Source organism: Nonomuraea sp. NPDC049646 (genome assembly GCF_044465525.1).
Lineage (GTDB): Bacteria > Actinomycetota > Actinomycetes > Streptosporangiales > Streptosporangiaceae > Nonomuraea.
The window spans coordinates 31,600-54,331 of the sequence record NZ_JBITLU010000001.1 but is presented as its reverse complement, the minus strand read 5'-3'; the positions used below and the strand labels follow the sequence as shown (position 1 = coordinate 54,331).

Annotated in this window: 24 protein-coding genes; 15 read left to right on the top strand and 9 right to left on the bottom strand. The window is 74.7% G+C overall.

The window, feature by feature from the left end; genetic code table 11:
* Positions 1 to 25: 25 nt before the first annotated feature.
* A complete protein-coding gene (locus ACIBQ8_RS00270) occupies positions 26 to 250 on the top strand; it encodes a hypothetical protein (protein ID WP_397167753.1) in 225 nt (74 codons plus the stop codon).
* Between the two features lie 31 nt (positions 251 to 281).
* Positions 282 to 1,091 carry a universal stress protein gene (locus ACIBQ8_RS00265; RefSeq protein WP_397167751.1) on the top strand — a complete coding sequence of 270 codons (810 nt, stop codon included), beginning with the start codon at positions 282 to 284 and terminating at the stop codon, positions 1,089 to 1,091.
* A 15-nt stretch (positions 1,092 to 1,106) separates the two neighbouring features.
* On the opposite strand, the gene ACIBQ8_RS00260 is transcribed toward ACIBQ8_RS00265, so the two are convergent.
* A complete protein-coding gene (locus tag ACIBQ8_RS00260) occupies positions 1,107 to 1,754 on the bottom strand; it encodes a pyridoxamine 5'-phosphate oxidase family protein (RefSeq protein WP_397167749.1) in 648 nt (215 codons plus the stop codon).
* A gap of 155 nt (positions 1,755 to 1,909) precedes the next feature.
* On the opposite strand from ACIBQ8_RS00260, the gene ACIBQ8_RS00255 reads away from it, so the two are divergent.
* A complete protein-coding gene (locus ACIBQ8_RS00255; protein WP_397167747.1) occupies positions 1,910 to 3,283 on the top strand; it encodes a cytochrome ubiquinol oxidase subunit I in 1,374 nt (457 codons plus the stop codon).
* Positions 3,284 to 3,290: 7 nt separating this feature from the next.
* Positions 3,291 to 4,253 (top strand): cytochrome d ubiquinol oxidase subunit II, encoded by a 963-nt coding sequence (cydB, locus tag ACIBQ8_RS00250; RefSeq protein ID WP_397190554.1) that lies wholly within the window; start codon positions 3,291 to 3,293, stop codon positions 4,251 to 4,253.
* A 114-nt stretch (positions 4,254 to 4,367) separates the two neighbouring features.
* Here cydB and ACIBQ8_RS00245 read toward each other — a convergent pair whose 3' ends face one another.
* From ACIBQ8_RS00245 to ACIBQ8_RS00235, 3 genes are all read right to left on the bottom strand, one after another.
* The gene (locus tag ACIBQ8_RS00245) at positions 4,368 to 5,279 is read right to left on the bottom strand and encodes a hypothetical protein (RefSeq protein ID WP_397190553.1); all 912 of its coding nucleotides are present in this window, start codon (positions 5,277 to 5,279) and stop codon (positions 4,368 to 4,370) included.
* Between the two features lie 217 nt (positions 5,280 to 5,496).
* Positions 5,497 to 6,141 (bottom strand): response regulator transcription factor, encoded by a 645-nt coding sequence (locus ACIBQ8_RS00240; RefSeq protein WP_352351471.1) that lies wholly within the window; start codon positions 6,139 to 6,141, stop codon positions 5,497 to 5,499.
* Positions 6,138 to 7,142 carry a histidine kinase gene (locus tag ACIBQ8_RS00235; RefSeq protein ID WP_397167742.1) on the bottom strand — a complete coding sequence of 335 codons (1,005 nt, stop codon included), beginning with the start codon at positions 7,140 to 7,142 and terminating at the stop codon, positions 6,138 to 6,140. The genes ACIBQ8_RS00240 and ACIBQ8_RS00235 overlap by 4 nt, the downstream gene beginning before the upstream one ends.
* A 446-nt stretch (positions 7,143 to 7,588) precedes the next feature.
* Here ACIBQ8_RS00235 and ACIBQ8_RS00230 point away from each other — a divergent pair, with 446 nt between their 5' ends.
* Positions 7,589 to 8,047, top strand: a complete 459-nt coding sequence (locus tag ACIBQ8_RS00230; RefSeq protein WP_397167740.1) for a CBS domain-containing protein — start codon at positions 7,589 to 7,591, stop codon at positions 8,045 to 8,047.
* A gap of 5 nt (positions 8,048 to 8,052) precedes the next feature.
* Positions 8,053 to 9,336 carry an SLC13 family permease gene (locus ACIBQ8_RS00225; RefSeq protein WP_397167738.1) on the top strand — a complete coding sequence of 428 codons (1,284 nt, stop codon included), beginning with the start codon at positions 8,053 to 8,055 and terminating at the stop codon, positions 9,334 to 9,336.
* A 15-nt stretch (positions 9,337 to 9,351) separates the two neighbouring features.
* On the opposite strand, the gene ACIBQ8_RS00220 is transcribed toward ACIBQ8_RS00225, so the two are convergent.
* Complete coding sequence (locus tag ACIBQ8_RS00220; protein ID WP_397190552.1) at positions 9,352 to 10,236, bottom strand: phosphotransferase enzyme family protein; 885 nt, start codon at positions 10,234 to 10,236, stop codon at positions 9,352 to 9,354.
* Between the two features lie 666 nt (positions 10,237 to 10,902).
* Here ACIBQ8_RS00220 and ACIBQ8_RS00215 point away from each other — a divergent pair.
* The 5 genes from ACIBQ8_RS00215 to ACIBQ8_RS00195 all read left to right on the top strand — a co-directional run bounded on the left by ACIBQ8_RS00215 (position 10,903) and on the right by ACIBQ8_RS00195 (position 16,552).
* A complete protein-coding gene (locus ACIBQ8_RS00215) occupies positions 10,903 to 11,724 on the top strand; it encodes a lysophospholipid acyltransferase family protein (protein ID WP_397190551.1) in 822 nt (273 codons plus the stop codon).
* 168 nt (positions 11,725 to 11,892) lie between these two features.
* Positions 11,893 to 14,133, top strand: coding sequence for an MMPL family transporter (locus tag ACIBQ8_RS00210; protein WP_397190550.1), 2,241 nt, complete (start codon positions 11,893 to 11,895; stop codon positions 14,131 to 14,133).
* Positions 14,130 to 14,987 carry a lysophospholipid acyltransferase family protein gene (locus tag ACIBQ8_RS00205; protein ID WP_397190549.1) on the top strand — a complete coding sequence of 286 codons (858 nt, stop codon included), beginning with the start codon at positions 14,130 to 14,132 and terminating at the stop codon, positions 14,985 to 14,987. Before ACIBQ8_RS00210 ends, ACIBQ8_RS00205 begins: the two co-directional genes overlap by 4 nt.
* Before the next feature lie 90 nt (positions 14,988 to 15,077).
* Complete coding sequence (locus tag ACIBQ8_RS00200; protein ID WP_358008853.1) at positions 15,078 to 15,329, top strand: acyl carrier protein; 252 nt, start codon at positions 15,078 to 15,080, stop codon at positions 15,327 to 15,329.
* Positions 15,329 to 16,552, top strand: a complete 1,224-nt coding sequence (locus tag ACIBQ8_RS00195) for a beta-ketoacyl-[acyl-carrier-protein] synthase family protein (protein ID WP_397167729.1) — start codon at positions 15,329 to 15,331, stop codon at positions 16,550 to 16,552. The genes ACIBQ8_RS00200 and ACIBQ8_RS00195 overlap by 1 nt, the downstream gene beginning before the upstream one ends.
* A 17-nt stretch (positions 16,553 to 16,569) precedes the next feature.
* On the opposite strand, the gene ACIBQ8_RS00190 is transcribed toward ACIBQ8_RS00195, so the two are convergent.
* Both ACIBQ8_RS00190 and ACIBQ8_RS00185 read right to left on the bottom strand, forming a co-directional pair.
* Complete coding sequence (locus ACIBQ8_RS00190; protein ID WP_397190548.1) at positions 16,570 to 17,007, bottom strand: VOC family protein; 438 nt, start codon at positions 17,005 to 17,007, stop codon at positions 16,570 to 16,572.
* Between the two features lie 73 nt (positions 17,008 to 17,080).
* Entirely contained in the window at positions 17,081 to 18,268 is a 1,188-nt protein-coding gene (locus tag ACIBQ8_RS00185; RefSeq protein ID WP_397190547.1) for a cytochrome P450, read from the bottom strand.
* 73 nt (positions 18,269 to 18,341) lie between these two features.
* On the opposite strand from ACIBQ8_RS00185, the gene ACIBQ8_RS00180 reads away from it, so the two are divergent.
* Positions 18,342 to 18,950, top strand: coding sequence for a TetR/AcrR family transcriptional regulator (locus ACIBQ8_RS00180; protein ID WP_397190546.1), 609 nt, complete (start codon positions 18,342 to 18,344; stop codon positions 18,948 to 18,950).
* Positions 18,951 to 18,968: 18 nt separating this feature from the next.
* Here the strand turns inward: ACIBQ8_RS00180 and ACIBQ8_RS00175 are convergent, their stop codons facing one another.
* Positions 18,969 to 19,571: a CGNR zinc finger domain-containing protein gene (locus ACIBQ8_RS00175; protein WP_397167722.1), complete on the bottom strand. Its 603-nt coding sequence runs from the start codon at positions 19,569 to 19,571 to the stop codon at positions 18,969 to 18,971.
* Positions 19,572 to 19,639: 68 nt separating this feature from the next.
* Between ACIBQ8_RS00175 and ACIBQ8_RS00170 the strand changes: the two genes are divergently transcribed.
* The 3 genes from ACIBQ8_RS00170 (at position 19,640) to ACIBQ8_RS00160 (ending at position 21,852) form a co-directional block, all read left to right on the top strand.
* Positions 19,640 to 20,029 carry a RidA family protein gene (locus tag ACIBQ8_RS00170; protein WP_397167720.1) on the top strand — a complete coding sequence of 130 codons (390 nt, stop codon included), beginning with the start codon at positions 19,640 to 19,642 and terminating at the stop codon, positions 20,027 to 20,029.
* A gap of 32 nt (positions 20,030 to 20,061) precedes the next feature.
* A complete protein-coding gene (locus ACIBQ8_RS00165) occupies positions 20,062 to 21,474 on the top strand; it encodes an MFS transporter (protein ID WP_397190545.1) in 1,413 nt (470 codons plus the stop codon).
* A 102-nt stretch (positions 21,475 to 21,576) separates the two neighbouring features.
* A complete protein-coding gene (locus ACIBQ8_RS00160; protein ID WP_397167716.1) occupies positions 21,577 to 21,852 on the top strand; it encodes a hypothetical protein in 276 nt (91 codons plus the stop codon).
* 16 nt (positions 21,853 to 21,868) lie between these two features.
* On the opposite strand, the gene ACIBQ8_RS00155 is transcribed toward ACIBQ8_RS00160, so the two are convergent.
* Positions 21,869 to 22,705, bottom strand: a complete 837-nt coding sequence (locus tag ACIBQ8_RS00155) for a D-alanyl-D-alanine carboxypeptidase family protein (protein WP_397190544.1) — start codon at positions 22,703 to 22,705, stop codon at positions 21,869 to 21,871.
* Positions 22,706 to 22,732: the final 27 nt, after the last annotated feature.

Below are 22,732 nucleotides of genomic sequence, written 5' to 3'. Positions count from 1 at the left end.
CCGCCGAAGGGGGAGGGGCACCCGGATGAGCGTCGCCAGGGTGGCGGTGGCGCTGCTGGCCGCCGCCGGCGCGGCGCTGGTGGCGGCCGGCCCGGTCACGGCCGCCCAGGAGAGCACGGCCCGCGTCGAGATCCGGCTGGACCGGCGCGGACAGCTGATCAGGCCGGTCGGCGACGTCCCCTGCGCGGACGGCCCGGCGTCCTGTGCGCCGGTCGTCCCGGGGACGACGGCGGCCCGGCCGCGGACCTGAGGGCGCGAGGAGCCCGGGAAGGAGAGGCGTGATGGGCGGTCAGATCGTGGTGGCGGTGGACGGATCCGCGCCCGCGACCGCGGCGGTGGGATGGGCGGCGGCCGACGCCGCGCGGCGCGGGCTGGACCTGCGGATCGTGCACGTGCGCCGGCCCGGCGGGACGGACGTCCCCGCCCGCGCGCTGGAGGCCGCCGCCGCCCTGGCGGCGCGGACGGGGCCGCCCGGGGTGACGACGGAGACGCTCACCGGGAACGTCGTGGACACCCTGGTCGCGGAGTCGTCGGCGGCCGACAGCCTGGTGCTGGGCTCGCGCGGGCTCGGCGGGTTCACCGGCATGCTGGCCGGGTCGGTGAGCGTCGCCGTGGCCGGGCACGCCGACGGCCCGGTCGTCGTCGTCCGGACGCCGCCGCAGGGGCGGCACGACCGGGTGGTGGTCGGCTTCGACGGCTCCGGGCACGCGCGGGCGGCCATGGACTACGCCGTCGAGCAGGCCAGGGCGCGCCGGGCGCGGCTGCACGTGGTCTCGGCCTGGCAGATCCCGGTCGCCTCGCCGTACGCCGCCGCCTACGGCAGCCTCATCGAGGTCATGCAGGACGCCGACCGCCAGGCGGACGGGCACGTCGTCCCGTGGCGGCAGGCCGATCCCGACCTGGTCATCACCGAGGAACAGCCGTGCGAGCACCCGGTCTCGGCCCTGGTCCGCGCCGCCGGGACGGCCGACCTGGCGGTGGTGGGCTCGCGCGGGCTCGGCGGGTTCGCCTCGGCCGTGCTGGGCTCGGTCGGCCACGGGGTGCTGCACCACGCGGCCTGCCCGGTGGCGGTGGTCCGGCCGCGTCTCTAGCTCCCGGCCCGGCCCTCACATGGAGTGGATGCGCCGGCCGGTGACGTGGTGGGGGACGATCCGGATGTGCAGCCGCCGGTCGCCGCCCGCCCACGGGGTGACGTCCGATCCGTCCTGCTCGTCGGGGGTCACGTGGTGGGCGGGCCCCTGCACGAGCACGCTCCACCCCTGCCGCCGGGCCTCGTCGATCCGGTCCACCTCGAAGCCCACCATGACCTCGACGCCCTCCAGGCCGGTCCGCAGATCCTGGTCGAGCGGGCCGCCCGCGGCGGTGCGGAAGACGACGGCGCCGTCGTGCACGCGGAAGTTGACGGGCAGCACCGTCGGCCCGTGCGAGCCGTTGAACGCGATCCGGCCGATGCCGCCGGGCGCGATCAGGCGCAGGCACTCCTCCCGGTCGAGGACCTCCAGGACGGGCTCGGCCATCGCGGGCCCGACGCCCGGCGGACGGTCGCGCCCGCCGCCCAGCAGATCCTGGCCGGTGGTCCCGAGCGCGTCGGCCAGGCGGGTCAGGGTTCCCCGGTCCGGGATGTCCACGTGCTCCTCCATGTACCGCAGGTAGCCGGCGGACATGTCCGCCCGCTCCGCCACCTGCTCGACGGTGAGCCCCAGCCGCTGCCGGTGGTACTGGATGCGGTGGCCGAAGTCGCCGGTCGCTGTCACTGTCTTCTCCTGCCTCTGCGTCCCCATGCGCGTCGAAGGTATCCAGCACCACGTACCCCGGACAGGGTCTTTCGCCCCTTCATGGGACCAACGTCCCTCGCCCCCGGGACGCACGGCCCTACGGCGCGGCGGCCGGGAAGAGGAGCCTGGCCTGCATGGATGTCCTGGATCTCTCCCGGTGGCAGTTCGGCATCACGACCGTCTACCACTTCCTCTTCGTGCCGCTCACGATCGGCCTGTCGATCATCGTGGCCGGTCTGCAGACGGCGTGGCACCGGACGAAGAAGCCGGAGTACCTGCGGCTGACCCGGTTCTGGGGCCGCCTGTTCCTGATCAACTTCGCCATGGGCGTGGTGACGGGCATCGTGCAGGAGTTCCAGTTCGGGATGAACTGGAGTGACTACTCCCGCTTCGTCGGCGACGTGTTCGGGGCGCCCCTGGCCATGGAAGGGCTGATGGCCTTCTTCCTGGAGTCCACCTTCCTCGGCCTGTGGATCTTCGGCTGGGACCGGCTGTCGCCCCGGCTGCACCTGGCCACGATCTGGCTGGCCGCCATCGGCACCAACATCTCGGCCTACTTCATCCTGGCGGCCAACTCCTGGATGCAGCACCCCGTCGGCTACCGGATCAACAACGGCCGCGCCGAGCTGACCGACATCTGGGCCGTCCTGACCAACTCGACCACGCTGGTCACCTTCCCGCACGTGCTGTTCGGCGCGTTCCTGACCGCGGCCGCGTTCGTGCTGGGCGTCAGCGCCTGGTTCCTGCTGCGCAAGCGGGACGTCTCCCTCTTCCGCACCTCGGCCCGGCTGGCGCTGGCCGTCAGCCTCGTCTCGGCGGTCGGGGTGTCGTTCTCCGGCCACTGGCAGGCCCAGATCATGACCGAGCAGCAGCCGATGAAGATGGCCGCCGCCGAGGCCCTGTGGGAGGACGAGACCTCCGCCGGCTTCTCCCTGTTCGCCATCGGCGACGTCGAGAACGGCCGCAACCACGTCAACCTGCAGATCCCCTACGGCCTGAGCCTGCTGTCCACCAACACCCTGGACGGCGAGGTCGAGGGCATCAACGACATCCAGGCCCGCTACGAGGCCCTGTACGGCCCCGGCGACTACCGGCCGATCGTCGGCCTGGCCTACTGGTCCTTCCGGCTGATGATCGGGTTCGGCATGCTGTCGGCGCTGCTCGCCCTGGCCGGGCTCTGGCTGACCAGGCGCGGCCGGCTGCCCGCGGGCCGGTGGGCCTACCGGCTGGCCATCGCCGGGATCGGCCTGCCGTTCCTGGCCAACAGCATGGGCTGGATCTTCACCGAGATGGGCCGCCAGCCGTGGACCGTCTTCGGGCTGATGCGCACCGCCTACGCCGTATCGCCGACGGCGGACGTCCCCTCGGTGGCCATCACGCTGGTCGGCTTCACCCTGGCCTACGCCGTGCTCGCGATCATCGAGATCCGGCTGCTGGTCAAGTTCATCCGGATCGGGCCGAACGAGCAGGACGAGCCCGAGACCGCCGTCCCCGCGCTGAGCTACTGAGGAAATCATGGAAAACGTCTGGTTCGTCCTGATCGCCGTGCTGTGGACCGGCTACTTCCTGCTGGAGGGCTTCGACTTCGGCGTCGGCATCCTGATGCCCGTCCTGAGCCGCGAGGAGGCCGACCGGCGGGCCGTCCTGAAGACCATCGGCCCGGTGTGGGACGGCAACGAGGTATGGCTGCTGGTGGCCGGCGGCGCGACCTTCGCCGCCTTCCCCGAGTGGTACGCCACCCTGTTCAGCGGCTTCTACCTGCCGCTGTTCCTCATCCTGCTGGCGCTCATCGCCCGCGGCGTGGCCCTGGAGTACCGCAGCAAGAGCGACAGCACGCGCGGCTGGGACCGGGCGCTGTTCTGGGGCTCGCTCGTCCCGGCCTTCCTGTGGGGGGTGGCCTTCGCCAACATCGTGCGCGGCGTGCCGCTGAACGCCGAGCACGAGTACACCGGCACGCTGCTGACCCTGCTCAACCCGTTCGCGCTGCTCGGCGGGCTGGCCACGCTGCTGCTGTTCACCCTGCACGGCGCGGTCTTCCTGGCCCTGCGCACCACCGGCGACCTGCGCCTGGCCGCCGGCCGGATGGCCAAGAGCATCTCCCCGGCGGCGTTCCTGGTCGTGATGGCGTTCCTGCTGCTGTCCGGCGGCGGCGGCGCGCTGCGGTGGGCCGCCGTGGCGCTGGTCGCGCTCGGCCTGGCCGGCGCGGTGGCCGCGACCGTGCGCGGCCGTGACGGTTGGGCCTTCACCGCCAGCGCGGTCGCCGTGGTCGCCCTGGTGGCCGCCATCTTCACCGGCCTGTTCCCGAACGTCATGCCCGCCCTGGACCCGGCCAACAGCCTCACCGTCACCAACGCGGCCTCCAGCCCGTACACGCTGACGGTGATGACCTGGGTCGCGGCCGTCCTCACGCCCCTGGTGCTGGGCTACCAGGCGTGGACGTACTGGGTGTTCCGCCGCCGCCTCACCGGGGCCGCCTGAACCCGGCCGGACCGGCGGCGGCGCCGTCACCGCCGGACGGCGTCCACCGCGCCGGTGCCGGGCCGTGACCCCGCAGCGGCCCCGGGGCTCGTCGTGGCCCCGGGGCCGTCGTCGTCACGCTCGCGTGGGTGACCCGCCGAGCTCGGTCACCGTCAGGGCGCGCAGCAGGTGCGGGTGCAGGCCCTCGGCCCGCGGCCGGGGCAGGCCGGCGGCGAGCGCGGCGTCGGTGAGCGCGGCCCGCGTCCAGGCCAGGTCGACCCGCCGGCCCGCCTCGCCGGTGAGCAGCGGGTGGTCGGCGGGCCGGTCGCCGCACAGGCGGCGCAGCGGGCGGCGCAGGTAGGGGGCCAGCGGGAAGGCGACGATGTCGCCCCGCCCGTCGTGCAGGGTGATCAGCACGGGGTCGCCGGCGCCTGCCAGGTGCACGTCGCACGGGGTCAGCCGGGCCAGCGCGTCGACGGAGGCGCCCGTGGACTCCAGCAGCCCGACGGCCACGGCCTCGGCTAAGCGCCCTTCCTCGGCCAGCACGGCGACCCCGCCGCGCAGCAGCCGCCGCTCGGCCGGGGTGGGCGGGTGGGCGGCCGGCGCCGGGAGAGCCGGCCCGTGCCGTCCGGCGAAGGCGTAGAACGAGGCCAGCACGGCCCGCCTGCGGATCACCGTCGCGCGGGCCAGCGGCCGGCCGGACGGCGCCAGGCCGGCGGTGAGCGCCGCCAGGCAGTAGGCGTCGACCTGCGACCCGGCCCCCAGCACGTCGCCGCCGGGATCCTGCCCGCGCAGCCACCGCAGGTAGGAGGCCAGCACCCGCAGCCGCGTGCGCCGCAGGGCCGGGGAGGGCCGCTCGCGCAGCCAGGCCGCCGCCACGCCGGCCGCCGCCGGGCCCAGCCCCTCGACGACGTCGACGTCGGCCGCGGGGACCTCGCCCCCGTCGCCGGGACCGCGCCGCGGACGCAGCCCCTCGATGCGGGAGACGAGGCCGCGGGCCTCCTGACCGGTGAGCGCGCCCCAGGACGCGACGGTGTCCGCGGCCATGCTCAGCACACGACCGGCACGGCGACGGGATCGGCGGCAGGGTCGGCGGCGGCCCGTGCCGGAGCACAACAGGACGAAAGGGAGGCGTGGAGGACGTCACTGCTCGCGCCCAACGGACCCATCATGATCTCGATCGTCTCATGGAACTGTGCCCGCGGGCTCCATCCGGCCGGGCCGCCGGGACCGCGGGACCCGGGGGCGCGGCCGTCCGCCGAGGTCAGGGTTCGATCAGGCCGGCGCGGATGGCGTAGCGGGTCAGGTCGAGCCGGTCGTTGAGGCCGAGTTTGGCCAGGATGTTGCTGCGGTGGCGGTCGACGGTCTTGGGGCTGATGACCAGGGTGTCGGCGATGGCCTTGGTGGAGTGGCCCTCGGCGATGAGCTTGACGATCTCCTCCTCGCGGGCGGTCAGCAGGCTGTCGGGCAGCGGGTCGCCGTGCCGGTGGCGGTGGAGGTAGTCGCGGATCAGCGCGGTGACCGCCCCGGGGTAGAGGAACGGCTCGCCGCGCATCGCCGCCCGGCACGCCTCGATGAGGTCGCGGTCGGCCACCGACTTCAGCACGTAGCCGCAGGCCCCGGCCTTCAGCGCGGCGAAGAAGTACTGCTCGTTGTCGTACATCGACAACATCAGCAGGCGGATGCCGGGCCGGCGGCGGGAGATCTCCCGCGCGGCCTGCAGGCCGGTCATGCGCGGCATGGCGATGTCCAGGACGACCAGGTCGATGTCGTGGGTGCGGACGGCCTCGACCGCCTCGGCCCCGTCGGCCGCCTCGGCGACCACGGTCAGGTCGGGCTCGGCGTCGAGGATCAGGCGGACGCCCTGGCGGACGAGCGCGTGGTCGTCGGCGAGCAGGATGCGGGTCATCGGGCGTTCTCCTTGGCCGCGCCGGGGACGGTGAGGACGATCTCGGTGCCGCCGCCGGGCGGCGAGTGCACGCTCAGGCGGGCCCCGATGAGCAGGGCGCGCTCGTGCATGCCGCGGATGCCGGCGCCCGGCTCGCCGATGCCGCCCCGGCCGTCGTCGGTGACGCGCAGGACCAGGTCGCCGTCGTCGGGCGTCAGCGTGAGCGTCGCCCTGGTGGCCTCGGCGTGGCGGGCGACGTTGGTCAGGCTCTCCTGGGCGATGCGGTAGAGCACCAGCTCGACCTCGGAGCTGAGCGGCGGCAGCCCCGGCGCCAGTCTACGCGTGACCTCGACCGTGCCGGTCTGCGACAGGTCGGCGGCCAGCGCGGTGAGTGCGCTGGTCAGCCCGAGGTCCTCCAGGACGCCGGGACGCAGCCGGTGGGCGACCTGGCGCACCTCGTCCAGGCTGGTCCTGATCGCCTCCTGGGCGTGGCCGAGCTCGCCGGCCAGCTCGGCGGGCGCCCGGTCGCGCACCCGCTTGAGCGCCAGGAGCGCGACGGTGAGGCTCTGGCCGATCTCGTCGTGCAGCTCGCGGGCGATGCGGCCGCGCTCGGCCTCCTGGGCGGCCAGGGCCTGGGCGCTGGCCACGCTGCGCTCCTCCTCCAGCCGGTCGAGCATCTGGTTGAAGGTGTCGGTGACGCTGCGCAGGTCGCGGTTGCCGGCGGGCAGCCGGTCGTGGGTGTGCAGCAGGTCCACCCGCCGCATGAGGGCGGTCAGGGAGGTCAGCGGGGCCAGGCTGGCCCGCACCAGGAACGCGTTCGCCGCCAGGATCAGCGCCAGGCCGATGAGCAGCACCGGGACCTCGGTCAGCAGCACCGGGGAGGAGACCGTCGCGGGGGACAGCGCCAGCACGAACGTGCCCGCGGCGAAGACCAGCGCGTTGATGACGAACAGGCGGCGGAACAACGCCTGGGCCGGGGTGCGGCCAGGCGGCTCCGGCGCGGTGGCGACGGCGTCTCTCATGCCTCCAGCCTGGGCGTTCGCCGCCCGCGCTGTCCACTGACCCGGCCCGGATACGGTCGCGCCCCCACCCGATATGGGGGCCGGACCCGATGGGCGCGGCCCCCCGCGCGGTGATGGCATGGTCTCCCCGGAAAACAGGGACGGACCGTAAGGAGGTGGGCGATGCGTGGCACGGACCTTCTCCGAGCCGCGGCGGCAGGACCGCTTCTCCTCCTGCCCGCCCGCGGGTCGCGGTCCGTCCCCCGGGGCCATTCGACGCGCGGGCCGCGCCGGGGGCCGGCCGCCGTCCCGTGGCCGGGGCCGGGCGCCTGAGCCGCCCCCGCCGCCTTTGTGACCTTCGCCCATGCCCCCGCTGGAGGCTCCCCATCAAGATCCGTCATACGACCGTGCCCCGAACCGGCGCGAACCGTCGTCACCCCGCCACTCCGACCACCGTGGACGGTGCCATGCGAGCACAGGACATCGCCGTCACCCTGCCGACCGTGACGGCCCGCGACTCCGTGGGACGCGCCGTGCGCCTGATGGTGGTCAACCGGCTGCCCGGGCTCATCGTGGTGGACGAGCGGGGCAGGCCGGCGACCGTGCTGCCGGGCACCCAGGTGCTGCGGCTGGCCATCCCCGGCACGTACCAGGAGGACCAGGCCCTGGCCCGCACCCTCGACGAGAGCGACGCCGAGCTGTTCTGGCAGGAGCTCGCCCACCTGACGGTCGGCGACTGCCTGCCCAGGCCGCCCGCCCGGCCCGTCACCGTGCCGCCGGACGCGACCCTCCTGGAGGTGGCGGCGCTGATGGCCCGCACGCGCAGCCCGCTGGTCGCCGTCCTCGGCGCGGACGCCACCCTCACGGGGGCGATCACTCTGGAACGCCTGCTGACCAGCCTGGCCATCACGAGCCTTCCGGACTGATCCGCATGAGCGCGATCCTGGCCATGGCCATCTTCGTGGTGGCGTTCTTCTTCATCGCCACCGAGAAGGCCGACAAGGTCAAGGTCGTCCTGGTGGCGGCCGGCCTGATGACCGTGCTGGGGCTGACACCGGGGGAGGAGGTGTTCTCCTCAGGGCACGCGGGCATCGACTGGAACGTCATCTTCCTGCTGCTCGGCATGATGATCATCGTGGGGGTGATCAAGCAGACCGGGCTGTTCGACTACCTGGCGATCTGGGCGGCCAAACGCTCGCGGGGGCGGCCGTACCGGCTGATGGCGATGCTGATGGCCATCACCGCCGTGGCCTCGCCGTTCCTGGACAACGTCACGACGATCATGCTGGTCGCGCCGGTGACGGTGATGGTGTGCGGACGGCTGCGCATCCCGGCGCAGCCGTACCTGATCGCCGAGGTGCTGGCCTCCAACATCGGCGGGGCGGCGACGCTGATCGGCGACCCGCCGAACATCATCATCGGCAGCCGGGCGGGGCTGACGTTCAACGACTTCCTCGTCCACATGGCGCCCGCGGTCGTGGTGATCTTCGGGGTGTTCGTGCTGCTCACCTACCCGCTGTTCCGCCGGTCGTTCCACTACAACGCCGAGCACGTCGCCAAGGTGATGGCGTTGCAGGAGCGGCGCGCCATCACCGACCCCGCGCTGCTGGCGCGGTCGATGACGGTGCTGGCCGCGGTGGTGACGGCGTTCGCGCTGCACTCCGTCCTGCATCTGGCGCCCTCGATCATCGCCCTGGTCGGCGCGGGGGTCATGCTGCTGGTCTGCCGGGTCGAGCTCGGGGACGTGCTGCGCGAGGTCGAATGGCCCACGCTGGTGTTCTTCGCCGGGCTGTTCGTCATGGTCGCCGGGCTGGTGCACACCGGGACCATGGAGACCATCGGCCGCGCCACCATCGACCTGTTCGGCGACAACTACTTCGCCGCGGCCACCTCGCTGCTGTTCGGCTCCAGCGTGCTGGGGGCGTTCTTCGACAACATCCCGTACGTGGCGACGATGGCGCCGGTGGTGGAGGAGCTGGCCGCCGCCGCACCGGACGCGTCCACCGGGCAGGCGCTGTGGTGGGCCTTCGCCTTCGGCGCCGACTTCGGCGGCAACGGCACCGCGGTCGCCGCCAGCGCCAACGTCGTGGCCCTCGGGATCGCCGCCCGCACCGGGAACCCGATCTCGTTCTGGCAGTTCACCCGGTACGGCATCGTCGTCACCCTGGGCAGCACGGCCCTGGCCTGGGTGTACGTCTGGCTGCGCTACTTCTGACCCGGGCCGCCCGGGTCAGGGGCGCAGCCGGTGGAACAGCTCGACCCGGGCCCGGTGGTAGTCGAGGTCCTCCTCGTCGTGCGGCACGCCCGCCGCGGCGGCCTTGCGGAAGTAGGCGTGCTCCCTGCGCAGCTTGTGCCGGACGAGCTGGGCGAGCGACTCGTCGTCGAGGGGGGCCGCCGTGCCGCCCTCCTCGTGGTAGGCGGCCACGAACTCCTTGCTGGGCCCGGTCAGGTCGTCGCCCCACTCCAGCGCGGCGGCGGCCAGCTCCAGCTCGGGGGCGCCGACGAAGGTCTCGTCCCAGTCGAGGACGGCGACGATGCGGCCGTCCCTGGCCAGGGTGTTGCCGGTGTAGTAGTCGCCGTGCAGCGGGTGGCGTACGGGGTGCCCGGCGTGGAAGGCCGCCAGCCAGCGGTCGAGGACCGGGTCGTGCAGGGCGGCGGCGTCCGGGGGCGGGTCGCCGTACAGGCCGGACTCCTGGAAGGCGGGCACCGGACGCGGGCCGGGACGCAGCCCGGCCAGCGCGCGGTGGAGCCTGGCCAGCAGCCGCGCGCCCGCCTCCCGCTGCGCCGGGACGTCGGAGTCTGGCCAGTCGCCCTCGACGTAGGGCCAGCAGGAGATCGGCCGCCCCGCCACGACGACCACCGTCGCGCCGCCCGCGATGGCCAGCGGGGCGACGGCCTCGGGGAGCGTGGTGGCGGCGTGCCGGGCGACGGCGTGGCACCACTCCGACTCGGTCACCCCGCGCGCGGCCGGGCCCACCCGGACGACGTGGTCGCCGAGGCGGTAGGCGGCCGACTCCTCCCCGCCGTGCAGCCGCTCGCCCTCTCCTTCGGCGCCCCAGGCCCGGGAGACGGCGGCACGGATCTCGGGGGTGAGGGGCGTCTTCGCGTAGATCACCTTGTCAGGTTATGGGGCTCAGGTCATGAGCCGGGACGGCTTGTGGAGTGTTCTGCCAAGGTCGGGCGACACGTGGCGCAAATTCCGCGCTCTCCGCCGGATGGCGCTTAACCTGCATCAACAGGATCATCATCCGCTTGTCACCCCGCGGTCAGGGCCGCCGGTGCCGAGCCCGCTCCGAATTCGGGACGCTCATGATCGTGCAGTCGCAAATCTCACATCCGCCCCATACCCGCCCGTCCCGGCGCCAGGGCACCGGTACGCCACCCGGCCCGGCGCGCCGCCACCCGCGCCGGATCCTCGCCGCCGCACCCTGCCCGCGCCGGGCCTTCCTGGGCCAGGCGCGCGTGAGCCTTGGAACGGTCCACGTTCCGGGGCCGGTCAGGCGCGACCTGCCGCCCGCCGTCGTCTCGCGCTGCCGTTAGCGCCGCTCGGGCCGGCCCGCCGATCACCGTCTGGGAGTCCCGCGTGTCCCATCCGACTCCACCCGCAGCGCCGACCGCCGTGCCGTCCGCTGTGCCGTCCGCCACGCCGCCCGTGGTGCCGTTCGCCGTGTCACCGGCCGTGTCACCCGCCGTGCCGCCCGCAGGGTCGTCCGTAGGGGCGCCTGCCGGGGTGGGGCGGGGGCGGGCGACGTGGCGGCATGTCGCACGCCCCGGCCGGCGCGTGGAGATCAACCCGTGGCTGGCGCGGGCGCCGTGCTCGGTGCGCGCGTGCCTGCCGGAGGAGGCCGTCGCCGCCGGACGGACGCGCCGCGCGGCCCGCTTGTGCGCCGCCCTGCTGGTGCTGCTGGCCGCGCTGCCCGCCTTCCTCGTCATGGGAGCCGCGCCGAGGCGCTGGCGGGCCAGGACCGCGCAGGCGGCGGCCCGGCTGCTGCTGCGCGCGCTCGGCGTCCGGGTCGAGGTCGCCGGTCCGGCCGACCTCGCGGGGGAGGCGGCCGGGGTGCTCGTCGTGGCCAACCACGTCTCGCTGCTCGACCCGCTGGTCATGCTGGCCGCGCTGCCCTGCCGCCTGCTGGCCAAGCGGGAGGTGCGCCGGTGGCCGCTCATCGGGACGCTCGGCGCGGCCTGCGGGGCGGTGTTCATCGACAGGGAACGCCTGTCCACGCTGCCCGCCGCGGTCGGCCTGATCCGCGACGCCCTGCTGGCCGGGGAGGCGGTCGCCGTCTTCCCGGAGGGCACCACGTCCTGCGGGCGCGAGGTCGGCACGTTCCGGCCCGCGGTCTTCCAGGCGGCGATCGACGCGGGGGCGGCGGTGTGCCCGGCCGTCCTGCGCTACTACGAGGGTCCGAGCCCGTCGAGCCGGGGGAGCTGGGTGGGGGAGGACTCGGTGGCCGGGTCCGTCGTCCGGGTGGCCGGGACGCGGCTGCTGCGGGCCGAGGTGCGGCTCACCCCGCTCCTGCCGCCGCCCGCCCCCGGCCGCGGGCCGCGCGGACGGGCCGCCCTGGCCCGCGCCGCCGAGGAACGCGTACGCGCGGGCCTCGACTGACCGCACAGGCCGAAAACACAGGCCGTAAACACAGGCCCGAACACACAGGCCCGCGCCGCGGGGGAGCGCGCGCGGCGGCCTCGACCGACCGTTACTCGACGTAAGGATTCACCGATGTGGGGCAATTCGCCGCCGTCCGGCCGTGGGCGGAGGTGGCCGCGACGGGTCGTGCTCTGGGGCGCGGCCGTCACGTTCGCCGTCTCGCTCGTGGCCGGCCTGGACGTGCACGACCGGCTCGTGCTGGGCGACATCGTGCCGCTCGGATCGCAGTCCCTGCGCGCGGACGACATCCTCCAGGACGCCTTCCACGCGGGCAACGCCGACCTGGTCCTGATCGCCCGCGCCGCACGCCCGGTCGACGACCCCGAGATCGACGCCGCCGGGACGCGGCTCACCGAACGCGTCTCGGCCGACCCGGGCGTGTGGCGGGTCACGTCGTACTGGCGCGGCCACGAGCCCAGGCTGCGCAGCGGCGACGGGCGCGCGGCGGTCGTCCTGGCCCACCTGAGCGGCGACAACGCCGCCCGCAACGCCGCCGCCCGCCGGATCATGGACTCCCTGCACGGCAGCTACGGCCCCCTGTCGCTGACCGCCACGGGCGAGGCCCAGGTGCGCGTCGAGGCGCAGGACCGCAGCGAGACCGACCTGCGCACCGCCGAGCTGATCGCCGCGCCGCTGACCCTGGCCATCCTGTGCGTGGTGTTCGGCAGCCTGGTCGCCGCCCTGCTGCCGGTGCTGATCGGCGCGCTGGCGGTGATCGCCACCATGGCCGTGCTGCGCCTGCTCACCGAGGTCATGGAGATCTCGGTGTTCGCGCTGAGCATCTCCAGCGCGCTCGGCTTCGCGCTGGCCGTCGACTTCAGCCTGTTCATCGTCACCCGCTTCCGCGAGCAGCTCGCCCAGGGCCAGGACGCCGCCCAGGCCGTCGCCGTCACCATGCGCACCACCGGGCGGGCCATGGCCTGCTCGGCGGCCACCGTGGCGCTGTCGATGTCGGCGCTGCTGCTGTTCCCGTTCACCATCCTGCGCTCGCTGGCCGTCGGCGGGATGACGATCAGCCTGACGGCGGCCGCGGCCAGCCTCGTGGTGCTCCCGGCCGTGCTCACCCTGCTCGGCGACCGGGTCAACCGGCTGCCCGTGCCCGGCCCGTGGAACGCCGCGCGCCGCTCCGCGCCGCCGGTGGAGGACGGGCCCTGGTACCGCCTGGCGGTCGCCGTCATGCGCCGCCCGCTGGCGGTGGCCGTGCCCACCACCGCGCTGCTGCTGGCCATGGGCGCGCCGTTCCTCGGCGCCCGCTTCGGCACCCTGGACGACCGCATCCTGCCGCCCGACGCGCCCGCGGCCCGCGCCGCGCAGGCGCTGCGCGCGGAGTTCGGCGGGCAGCAGGTGGTCGGCGGCACCATGATCGTGCTGCCGGACCTGCGGATGGCCGGGCAGAGCTCCGCGGGCCCGCTGGACGGCTACGCCAGGCGCCTGGCCGCCACCGACGGCGTGCTCCGGGTGGACACCGCCGGCGGCTCCTACAGCCGTACGGCCACCGTCCCCGGGGCGGGCCGCCGGTTCACCGGCGAGGCGGGCACCTGGCTGCTCGTCACCACCGCGCACGAGCCGTACTCGGTGGCCAACAGCGAGCTCGTCCGGCGCCTGCGCGCGATCCCGGCCCCCGGCCAGGCGCTGTTCGCCGGGCCGGGCGCCGAGCTCGACGACCTCAGGCAGAGCATCGGCGGCACGCTGCCCGCGGCCCTGGCGCTGATCGCGCTGGCCACCCTGGCCATGGTGACGCTGCTGACCCGCAGCGTCGTGCTGGCCGTCAAGGCCCTGGTGATGAACGTGCTCAGCCTCACCGCCACCTTCGGCGCCCTGGTCCACGTCTTCCAGGACGGCCACCTGCGCGGGCTGGTCGGCGACTTCACCGCCACCGGCAGCATCGACGCCCTCATGCCCACGCTGATCTTCTGCGTCGCCTTCGGCCTGTCCATGGACTACGAGATCTTCCTGCTGTCCCGGATCACCGAGGAGTACCGCGACCGCGGCGACACCGCCACCGCGGTCGCCACCGGGCTGCAGCACACCGGGCGGCTGTTCACCTCGGCCGCCGTCATCTTCGCCGTCGTCATGGCCGCCGTGGCCACCTCCGGCCTGGCCGTGCTCAAGATGATCGGCGTGGGCATCGCGGTGGCCGTCCTGGTCGACTGCACGCTGATCCGCACGCTGCTCGTGCCCGCCGTGATGCGCCTGGCCGGGCCCGTCAACTGGTGGACGCCCCGGCTGCTGCGCGGCAGACGGGCGCGCGGCGGCTCTCCCGGCGACCCGCCGCGCGTCCCCGTCGGCGCGGCCGCGGGCGGTCCGGGCGGCCCGGACGGGACGGATCCCGCGGCGCCGGCGGGCACACCCGCGAGCACGTCGTGACGACCGTCCGCGATCAGGACCACCGCCACGAGCGGCCGCCGTCCGGGCCGGGGCTGTCGCCGTGCACGCCGGACGCGTGCGTCCGGCCGCCGGTCGCCGCCGCCGGGCCGGTGCGCCGGGCCGCCCGCCTCCTGGGCTGCGCCCTGGCCCTGGCAGCCGCCCTGACGCTGTCGGCGATGCCCGCCCGCCGCCCCGGCGCCCTGCGCGGCCGCCTGGGCCGCCGCGCCATGGGCCTGATCGTGCGCGCGCTCGGCATCACGGTGCGGGTCCCCGGCGGCGTCCCCGCCCTGGACGGCCACGGCACCCTGCTGGTGAGCAACCACATCTCGTGGGCCGACCCGCTGATCATGGCGGCCCTCACGCCGGCCCGCCAGCTCGCCAAGCGGGACGTCGGACGGTGGCCGCTGGTCCGGTCGCTGGCCGCGGCCCACCGCACGCTGTTCATCGACAAGGACCGGCCGGCCGGGCTGCCCGCCGCGATCAGCGCCGTCGCCGGCGCGCTGCGCGACGGGGACGCCGTGCTGGCCTACCCCGAGGGCACCACCTGGTGCGGGCAGGCCATGGGAGCCTTCCACCCGGCCCTGTTCCAGGCCGCCGTCGAGGCGGGCGCGACCGTCCGGCCGGTGGCGCTGCGCTACCGCGAAGGCGGCGCGACCTCCACCCGCGCCGCCTGGATCGGCGCGGACTCCCTGCCGGTCTCCCTGCTGCGCGCGGTCGCGACCCGGAACCTGGTGGCCGAGGTGACGTTCCTGCCCCCCGTACGCCCCGAGCCCACCGGACGCCCGCGCGCGGACCGGGCGGCGCTGGCCGCGCTGACCGAGTCGCTGGTCAGGGACGCTCTGGGCCCGGCTTGATGGACATTTGATGTGTCATACCCGGACCCGCCCGCACTCCTGGAGCACACTCGGACACGCCCCCCATCCGCCGAGAGAACGGACGGCACCATGACCGACGACCAGATAACAGACGTGCTCCGCGGCCACTGCGCGCGGGTCCTGGGCGTCAGCCCGGCCCAGATCGGCCCGCACACCGACCTGCGCGAGGAACTGGACGCCGACAGCCTGGACTTCGCCGAGCTCTACGCCGTGGTCGAGGACGAATGGGGCACCTTCGCCGACGACCGGCTCCAGCGGGTGCGGACCGTCGCCGACATGGCCGCCGTCATCCGCCGCCACCTGACGGCGGTGGGCGGCTGATGCGACCCCGGGTCGCGGTGACCGGGCTCGGCCTGCGCACGCCCGCCGGCTCCGGCCCCAAGGAGCTGTGGAACGCGCTGCTCGCCGGACGCTCGACGGCACGGGCCATCACGTCCTTCGACACCTCCGCGCTCGCGGTGCGCTTCGCCTGCCAGGTGCCGGAGCTGGACGTCTCGGCGTACCTGACCGAGCGGCAGGCCCGGCGGCTGGACCGGGCGTCGCTGCTGGCGGTGTGCGCGGCGGGCGACGCGCTGGCCGACGCCGGTCATCCGCGGGTGCCGCCCGAGCGGCGGGCCGTGGTGGCGGGCAGCTCGTTCTGCGGCACCGAGACCTACGAGTCGGCGCTGCTCGACACGCCCGGTCCGGGCGCGCTGCGGCTGTCGCCGATCTTCATCCCGAAGATCATGCCCAACGCCGGCGCCGCCGCCGTCGCCATGCGGTACGAGATCCGCGGGCCGAGCATGTCCGTGGTCACCGCCTGCGCCTCCGGCGCGCACGCCATCGGCGAGGGCGTCCGGCTGATCCGCGACGGCTCGGCCGACCTGGTGGTGGCCGGGGCCGGGGACGCCAACGTCACCCCCGGCATGCTGCACGGCTTCAGCCGGTGCCGCGCCCTGTCGGTCCGCAACGACGACCCCGGGGCCGCCTGCCGCCCCTTCGAGGCCGATCGCGACGGGTTCGTGCTGGCCGAGGGTGCCGCGTTCGTCGTCCTGGAACGCCTCGACGACGCCGTGCGCCGCGGGGCGCGCGTCCACGCCGAGGTGTCGGGCTACGGCCGTACCAGCGACGCCCACGACCTGACGGCTCCCGCGCCCGGCGGCGAGGGCGCCCGGCGGTGCATGGACGCCGCGCTCGCCGACGCGGGCCTGGCCCCCGAGGACATCGTGCACGTCAACGCCCACGGCACCGGGACCGAGCTGAACGACCTGGCCGAGGCGCAGGCGATCGGCCGCGTCTTCGGGCCCGCCGCCGTGCCGGTGAGCTCGACCAAGGGGGTGACCGGGCACGCGCTCGGCGCCTCCGGGGCGATCGAGGCCGTGGCGTGCGTGCTGGCGATGGCCGAGTGCACCGCGCCGCCGACCGCCAACCTGGACCGGCTCGACCCGCGCTGCGACATCGACGCGGCGGCCGTGCCGCGCCCGATCGCGAGGGGGCCGGTGATGTCGAACTCGTTCGGCTTCGGCGGCCACAACGCCACGCTGGTCTTCTCGCCGGCCCGCTGACCGCTCCCGCCGGAGGGTCAGCCCCGCTGGGAGACGAACACGCAGAACGGGTGCCCGGCCGGGTCGGCGTAGACCCGCAGGGGCTCCTCGTCGTCGTCGATCCGGTCCAGCAGCAGCCGGCCGCCCAGGCGCAGAACGCGTTCGTGCTGCTCCAGCAGGCTCTCGACCGAGGGCACGGTCAGGTCGAGGTGGAGCTGCTGGGGCACCCCCGGCTCCGGCCAGGTCGCCGCCGGCAGCGTCTCGACCTGCTGGAAGGCGAGCTGCGGCGCGCCGTCCCCGGTTCGCAGCACGAGCCAGTCGCGGCCGCGCTCGTCGTCGGCCCCGGGCTGCGGGGGCTCGTCGCCGGGCCGGTAGACCAGGTCCAGCAGGGACCGGTAGAACTCCGCCAGCGCCCTGGCGTCGGTGCAGTCGAGCACCACCTGACACAGCCTGATCCCGCCGTCCGTACCGGCCATGCGCGCCTCCCGTGATCGTCCTTCGTCCGTCATGCTCTCTGCACGGCGGGAGGGCACGTCAAACGCGCCGGCTTCACCAGGTGACCGGCAGGGACGCCAGGCCGTAGATCGTGGCGCGCGGGCGCAGCGGCACCTCCTCGGCGGGCACGGCGAGCCGCAGCCCGGGGAAGCGGCGCAGCAGCGCGGGGAAGGCCAGCCGCATCTCCAGGCGGGCGAGCTGCTGGCCCAGGCACTGGTGGATGCCGTGGCCGAAGCCGAGCTGCGGCCCGGGCTCGCGGGTGACGTCGAAGCGGTCGGGGTCGGGGAAGCGGGCCGGGTCGCGGTTGACGGCCGGCAGGGAGAGCGTCACGGTCTCCCCGGCCCTGATCGTCTGCCCGGCGAGCGGCACGTCGGCCCGCGCGACCCGGATCGGGCCGAGGTGCACGATGCTGAGGTAGCGCATCAGCTCCTCGACGGCGGTCGCCGCGACGCCGGGGTCGGTGCGCACCAGCTCCGCCTGGTCCGGACGGCTCAGCAGCAGGAACGCGCCGAGGGCCAGCATGTTCGCGGTGGTCTCGTGACCGGCGGTCAGCAGCAGGGTGGCCACCCCGGTCAGCTCCTCGTGGTTCAGCTCGCCGCCGGAGACGAGCTCGCCGAGCAGGTCCTGCGTGGGCTCGGCCCGCTTGCGGGTGACCAGCTCGGACAGGTAGCCCATCAGCTCGGCGCCCGCCGCGCCGCGCTGCTCGGGGGAGTTGTCCAGGTCGACCGCGCGGGCGGTGGTGTCCTGGAAGCGCGCGCGCTCGTCGTACGGCACGCCGAGCAGCTCGCAGATCACCAGCGACGGGATCGGCAGCGCGAACGCGCCGACCAGGTCGGCGGGCGCGCCGCCTGCGGCCATCTCGTCGAGCCGGCCGTCGACGATCTCCTGGATCCTGGGCTCCAGGAGCCGCATCCTGCGCATGCTGAAGCGGCCGGTGAGCAGCCGCCGGTAGCGGGCGTGCTCGGGGTCGTCCATGGCGATGAAGAAGCCCGGCGGGATCACCAGGTCGGCCAGGCCCTCGGGCGGCGCCAGCTCCTTGATCGGCGGCGCGGCGCCCTGGGAGGTGTTGCTGAAGCGCGGGTCGTCGAGCACCGCGCGGGCCTCGGCGTGGCCGGTGACCAGCCAGCCGGGACGGCCGTCGGCGTAGATCATGCGGTGCAGCGGGCCGTGCAGCCGGGCGAGCTCGGCGGGCGGCTCGAACGGGTCCTCGCGGTCGAGCGGCAGGCTCTGAAGGATGTCCATGCCCTCAGAAAACCGCAGAGGCTGCGAATTTGCAACCTATGCATAAAAGCAGGGCATGCAGTAGGGTGGCGCCGTGGAAGGTCATCGCGAACGCAAGAAGGCCCGCACCCGACGCGCGCTGCTGGAGGCCGCCGTCCGGCTGTTCGCCGAGCGGGGGTACGAGCAGACCACCGTCGCCGACATCGCCGCGGCGGCCGACGTCGCGCCCCGCACCTTCTTCGCGTACTTCGCGAGCAAGGAGGACGTGCTCTTCCTCCAGGCCGGCGACCGCGAGCGGGTGATGCTGGAGGCGATCGCCGGGCGGCGGCCGGGGGAGCCGCTGGGGGAGCTGCTGAGCCGGATGTTCGAGGCCATGGTGCGCAGCCTGGCCGAGGACGACGAGCTCGGCTTCGCGCTGTCGCCGCTGCGGGCGCGGCTGATGGTCGCCGAGCCCGCGCTGCGCGCCCGCGGCCTGACGCTCATGATGGAGACCCAGCCCCGGCTGGCCAGGGCGCTGTGCGAGGTCTATCCGGGGCTCGACCCGGTGTCGGCGGGGGCGGCGGTCGGCAGCTTCATGGGCGCGCTGGCCGTGGCCGGGATGGTCGCCCAGGAGCAGGGCGGCTCAGAGGACGACGTCCTGGCCGCCGGGCGGCGCGGGATCGAGATCGCGGTCGACGGCCTGTCGAGCCTCGACCGGCCTTAGTGCGCGCGGGGCCGCCCGTCACGGCTCCAGGGCCTGGCGGGCGCGTAGGGCGCGGAGTTTGTGGCGGTTGCCACAGCGTTCCATCGCGCACCAGCGGCGGGCGCCGGGGCGCGAGGTGTCGACGAACACCAGCGGGCAGTTGTCGCTCGCGCACTCGCGGATGCGTTCGGCCAGCGGCCCGGACAGCAGGTCGATCATCTCCCGCGCCAGGGTCGACAGCACCTGAGGGGCCCGCACCGGCGGAGCCCATCCGGCGGTGACGCCGTCGGCGGCGAGCTCGGGGACCAGGGGCGCGGCCGACGCGGCCCGGTTGATCACCGTGATCGCCTCGGCGGGCAGGGGGCGGCGCGCCGCCTGGGCGTGGGCCGCGTCCCAGATCGCCTGGCGCAGGGCCTTGGCGTCGGCGAGCTCGCCGACGGTCACGGGGGCCGTCATGACCGCCGTCAGTGGTGGCTCGGCCAGCCATTCGGCCAGGTCGGCGGGCTCGTGGAGGGTCTCGAAGATCGCGTACTGGCCCTCGCCGCCGGTGTGGGCGAAGTCGAGGCAGAGGGCGCCGGCGTCGAACCGGAACGACCCGCCCTTGGGATCGTGCAGCACCCGTCCGGTTGCGTTCACTCGCATGACACCACTATAACTGGTGTCGCAACGAAACCTCTTTAACTGGTTTCAGAACGCGAGGAGAGAAGAACATGGGCGTACGGCACATCAACCCCGAAGGGCTCCACCGCAGCCCGGCCTTCAGCCAGGCCGTCGTGGTCGAGCAGCCGGCCAAGACCATCTACATCGGCGGCCAGAACGGCGTCGGCCCCGACGGCAAGGTCGTCGGCCCCACGGTGGGGGAGCAGGCCAGGCAGGTGTTCCGCAACCTCATGACGATCCTGGAGAGCGAGGGCGCGACCCTGGCGAACGTCGTCCACTGGCGCATCGCCGTGCTGGACGGCCACACGTTCGACGAGGGAGTGGCCGCCTTCCAGGAGGTGTGGAACCGGACCGACCCGCCGCCGGCCATCACGGTGCACGTCGTGGCCGGCCTCAACCCGGGATGCCTGGTCGAGGTCGACGCCGTCGCCGTCGTGTGACGCCCCAGGGACCGTCGGCGAGATCTCCGATCATGACGAACACCGCGGACGCGCCACCGGCCGGGCGGAGCGCCGCCCGGCCGCCCGCCCCCCACTGGCCGGTCGTCGCCCTGGTCTGCCTGGCGCAGTTCATGATGGTCCTCGACGTGTCGATCGTGAACGTCGCGCTGCCCGCCATGGAATCCGACCTGCGCATGGGCGCCGAGGGGCTGCAATGGGTGGTCAACGGCTACCTCCTCACCTTCGCCGGATTCCTGCTGCTGGGCGGCCGGGCGGCCGACCTCTACGGCCGCAGGCGCACCTTCGTCGCGGGCCTGGCCGTGTTCGCGGCCGCCGGCCTGGCGGGCGGGCTCGCCACCACGCCGGAGCTGCTGATCGCCGCGCGGGCGTGCCAGGGGCTCGGCGCGGCCGTGGTCGCCCCGGCCACGCTGACCATCCTCACCACCACGATCCCCGCCGGGCCGGCGCGGGCCAGGGCCGTCGCGACCTGGGGCGCGGTCGGGGCGGCCGGCGGGGCGGCGGGATCGCTCGTCGGCGGGCTGCTCACCGAGCACCTGTCCTGGCGCTGGATCCTGCTGATCAACGCGCCGATCGGGGTGGTCGCGGTCGTCGCCGCGCTGCGCCTGCTCGCCGAGAGCCGCGACGCCGGCGCCCGCCGGCTCGACCTGACCGGCGCGATCACGGTGACGGCCGGGCTGTCGGCGCTGGAGCTGGGCATGCTGCAGACCCCCGCGTACGGCTGGGGTTCGGCGCGCGCGCTGGTCCCGATGGGCGTGGGCGTGCTGGCGCTGGCCGCGTTCGTCCTGGTGCAGGCCCGGTTCGCGCGGGCGCCGCTGATGCCGTTGCGGATCTTCCGGGCCCGCTCGGTGTCCGGCGCGCTCCTGGTGCAGTTCCTGCTGGGGGCCGCGGGCTTCGCGCTCTGGTACTTCCTGTCGCTCCACATGCAGCAGGTGCTGCGCTACAGCGCGCTCCAGGCGGGCCTGGCGTTCCTGCCGCACACCCTCGCCGTCGTCGTCGCCGCCAAGGCCACGCCGTGGCTGGCCGGCCGGGTGGGGCTGCGTCCGCTGCTGGCCGCGGGCGCGCTGGTCTCGGCGGCGGGGTTCGCCTGGCAGGCCGCCGTCACGCCGGAGAGCGGCCTGCTCGTCGGGATCGTGCTGCCGGGCGTGCTCGTCACCGGCGGACTGGGGCTCACCTCGGCCCCGATCGCGCTGACCGCCACGGCCGGCGCCGCCCCCGGCGAGGCGGGCCTGGTCTCCGGCGTCCTCAACTCCGCCCGCCAGGTCGGGGGCTCCCTCGGGCTGGCCGCGCTGACCGCCCTGGCCGCGGCCCCCGCCGGCGCGCCGGACTCCGGGTACGCCCTGGCGTTCTGGGCCTGCGCCGGCGTCGTGACCGCCGGGGCGGTGGCCGTGCTCGCTCTGCCCAAGGTCCCGGACGAGCGTCGCTGACGGGGGATCGCGTCCGGTTGTGGACATCGTCCCCGGGTGGCGCGCGGCGGGTGGCGGGGCAGGGAAGAGGTGCCCCCGTCCCTCCGGAGGAAAGGGAACCTCATGATCACGCTGGTGCGACGGCTCGCCGTCATCTCGGCCATCGCCCTCGCCGGGGCGGCCCTGCCCGCGTCGTCCGCGCACGCGATGGGCTCGTGGGTCTGCGCCGGCGGCTCCCGCACCTACCTGGGCAGCGTCGTGGGCTACCACATCCTGGGGTCCGGCTGCACGGGGGAGGGTTCGGGAGCCGGGTCGATCACCATCCCGTCGGGCACCTACGGCTGCGCGGTCGTCAACCCGACACCCCAGCTGGGCATCGTCAGCGGCCTGAACTGCTGATCCCCGCCCGCTCGGCTCATCCCGACCGGTCGAGCAGCCACCGCTCGACCGCCGCGCTCATCCGCCCGCCCGCCTCCAGCGCCGCCGCCTTGGCGGCGGCCGGGTCGGTGTGCGCGGCCTGGCCGAGGATGACGCCGAGCACCAGATGCCCCCGCACGCGCGAGGCCCACATCAGGTTGCCGCCCGCGGCCGTGCCCGAGCCGGTCTTGATGCCGATGACGCCGTGCCTGTTCAGCAGCGTGTTGGTGTTGTGCAGCCGCCGGGCGTCCCCCGGGACGGACGTGTCGGTCTGCGCCACCACCGCCCGCAGCACCGGGTCGCCCATCGCCGCCCTGGCCAGCCTGAGCTGGTCGGCGGCGGTGCTGACGGTGGTGTCCTCGTTGCCGCTGGCCCCCGTGTACGTGCTGTCCGCCATGCCCAGGCGCCGGGCGGCGGCGTTCATCCGGGCCACGAACCGCTCCTGGGAGCCGGCGTCCCAGCGGGCCAGGAGCCGGGCCACGTTGTTGCCCGAGGGCACCATCATCAGCTCCAGCAGCCGCCGCAGCCGCACCGTCCGGCCCTGGACGAGCGGGACGGTCGACTCCAGCCGCGACAACGACTCCTCGGCCGCCGTGCGGTCCACGGTGATCGGCGGGCCGTCGTCGCCGGGCCGGAGCGGGTGGCGGCGCAGGATCACGTAGGCGGTCATCACCTTCGTCACGGAGGCGATCGGCACCGGCCGCGGGTCGCCGCTGACGCCCAGGCTGCCCACACCGGTCACCTCGACCGCCGCCTGCCCCTCCCGCGGCCACGGCAGGGACGCGTCCCCGGTGACCGGGGGAGCCCCGGCACAGCCCGACAGAAGACCCGCCACCAGCACAAACATCAAGGAACGTCGCAT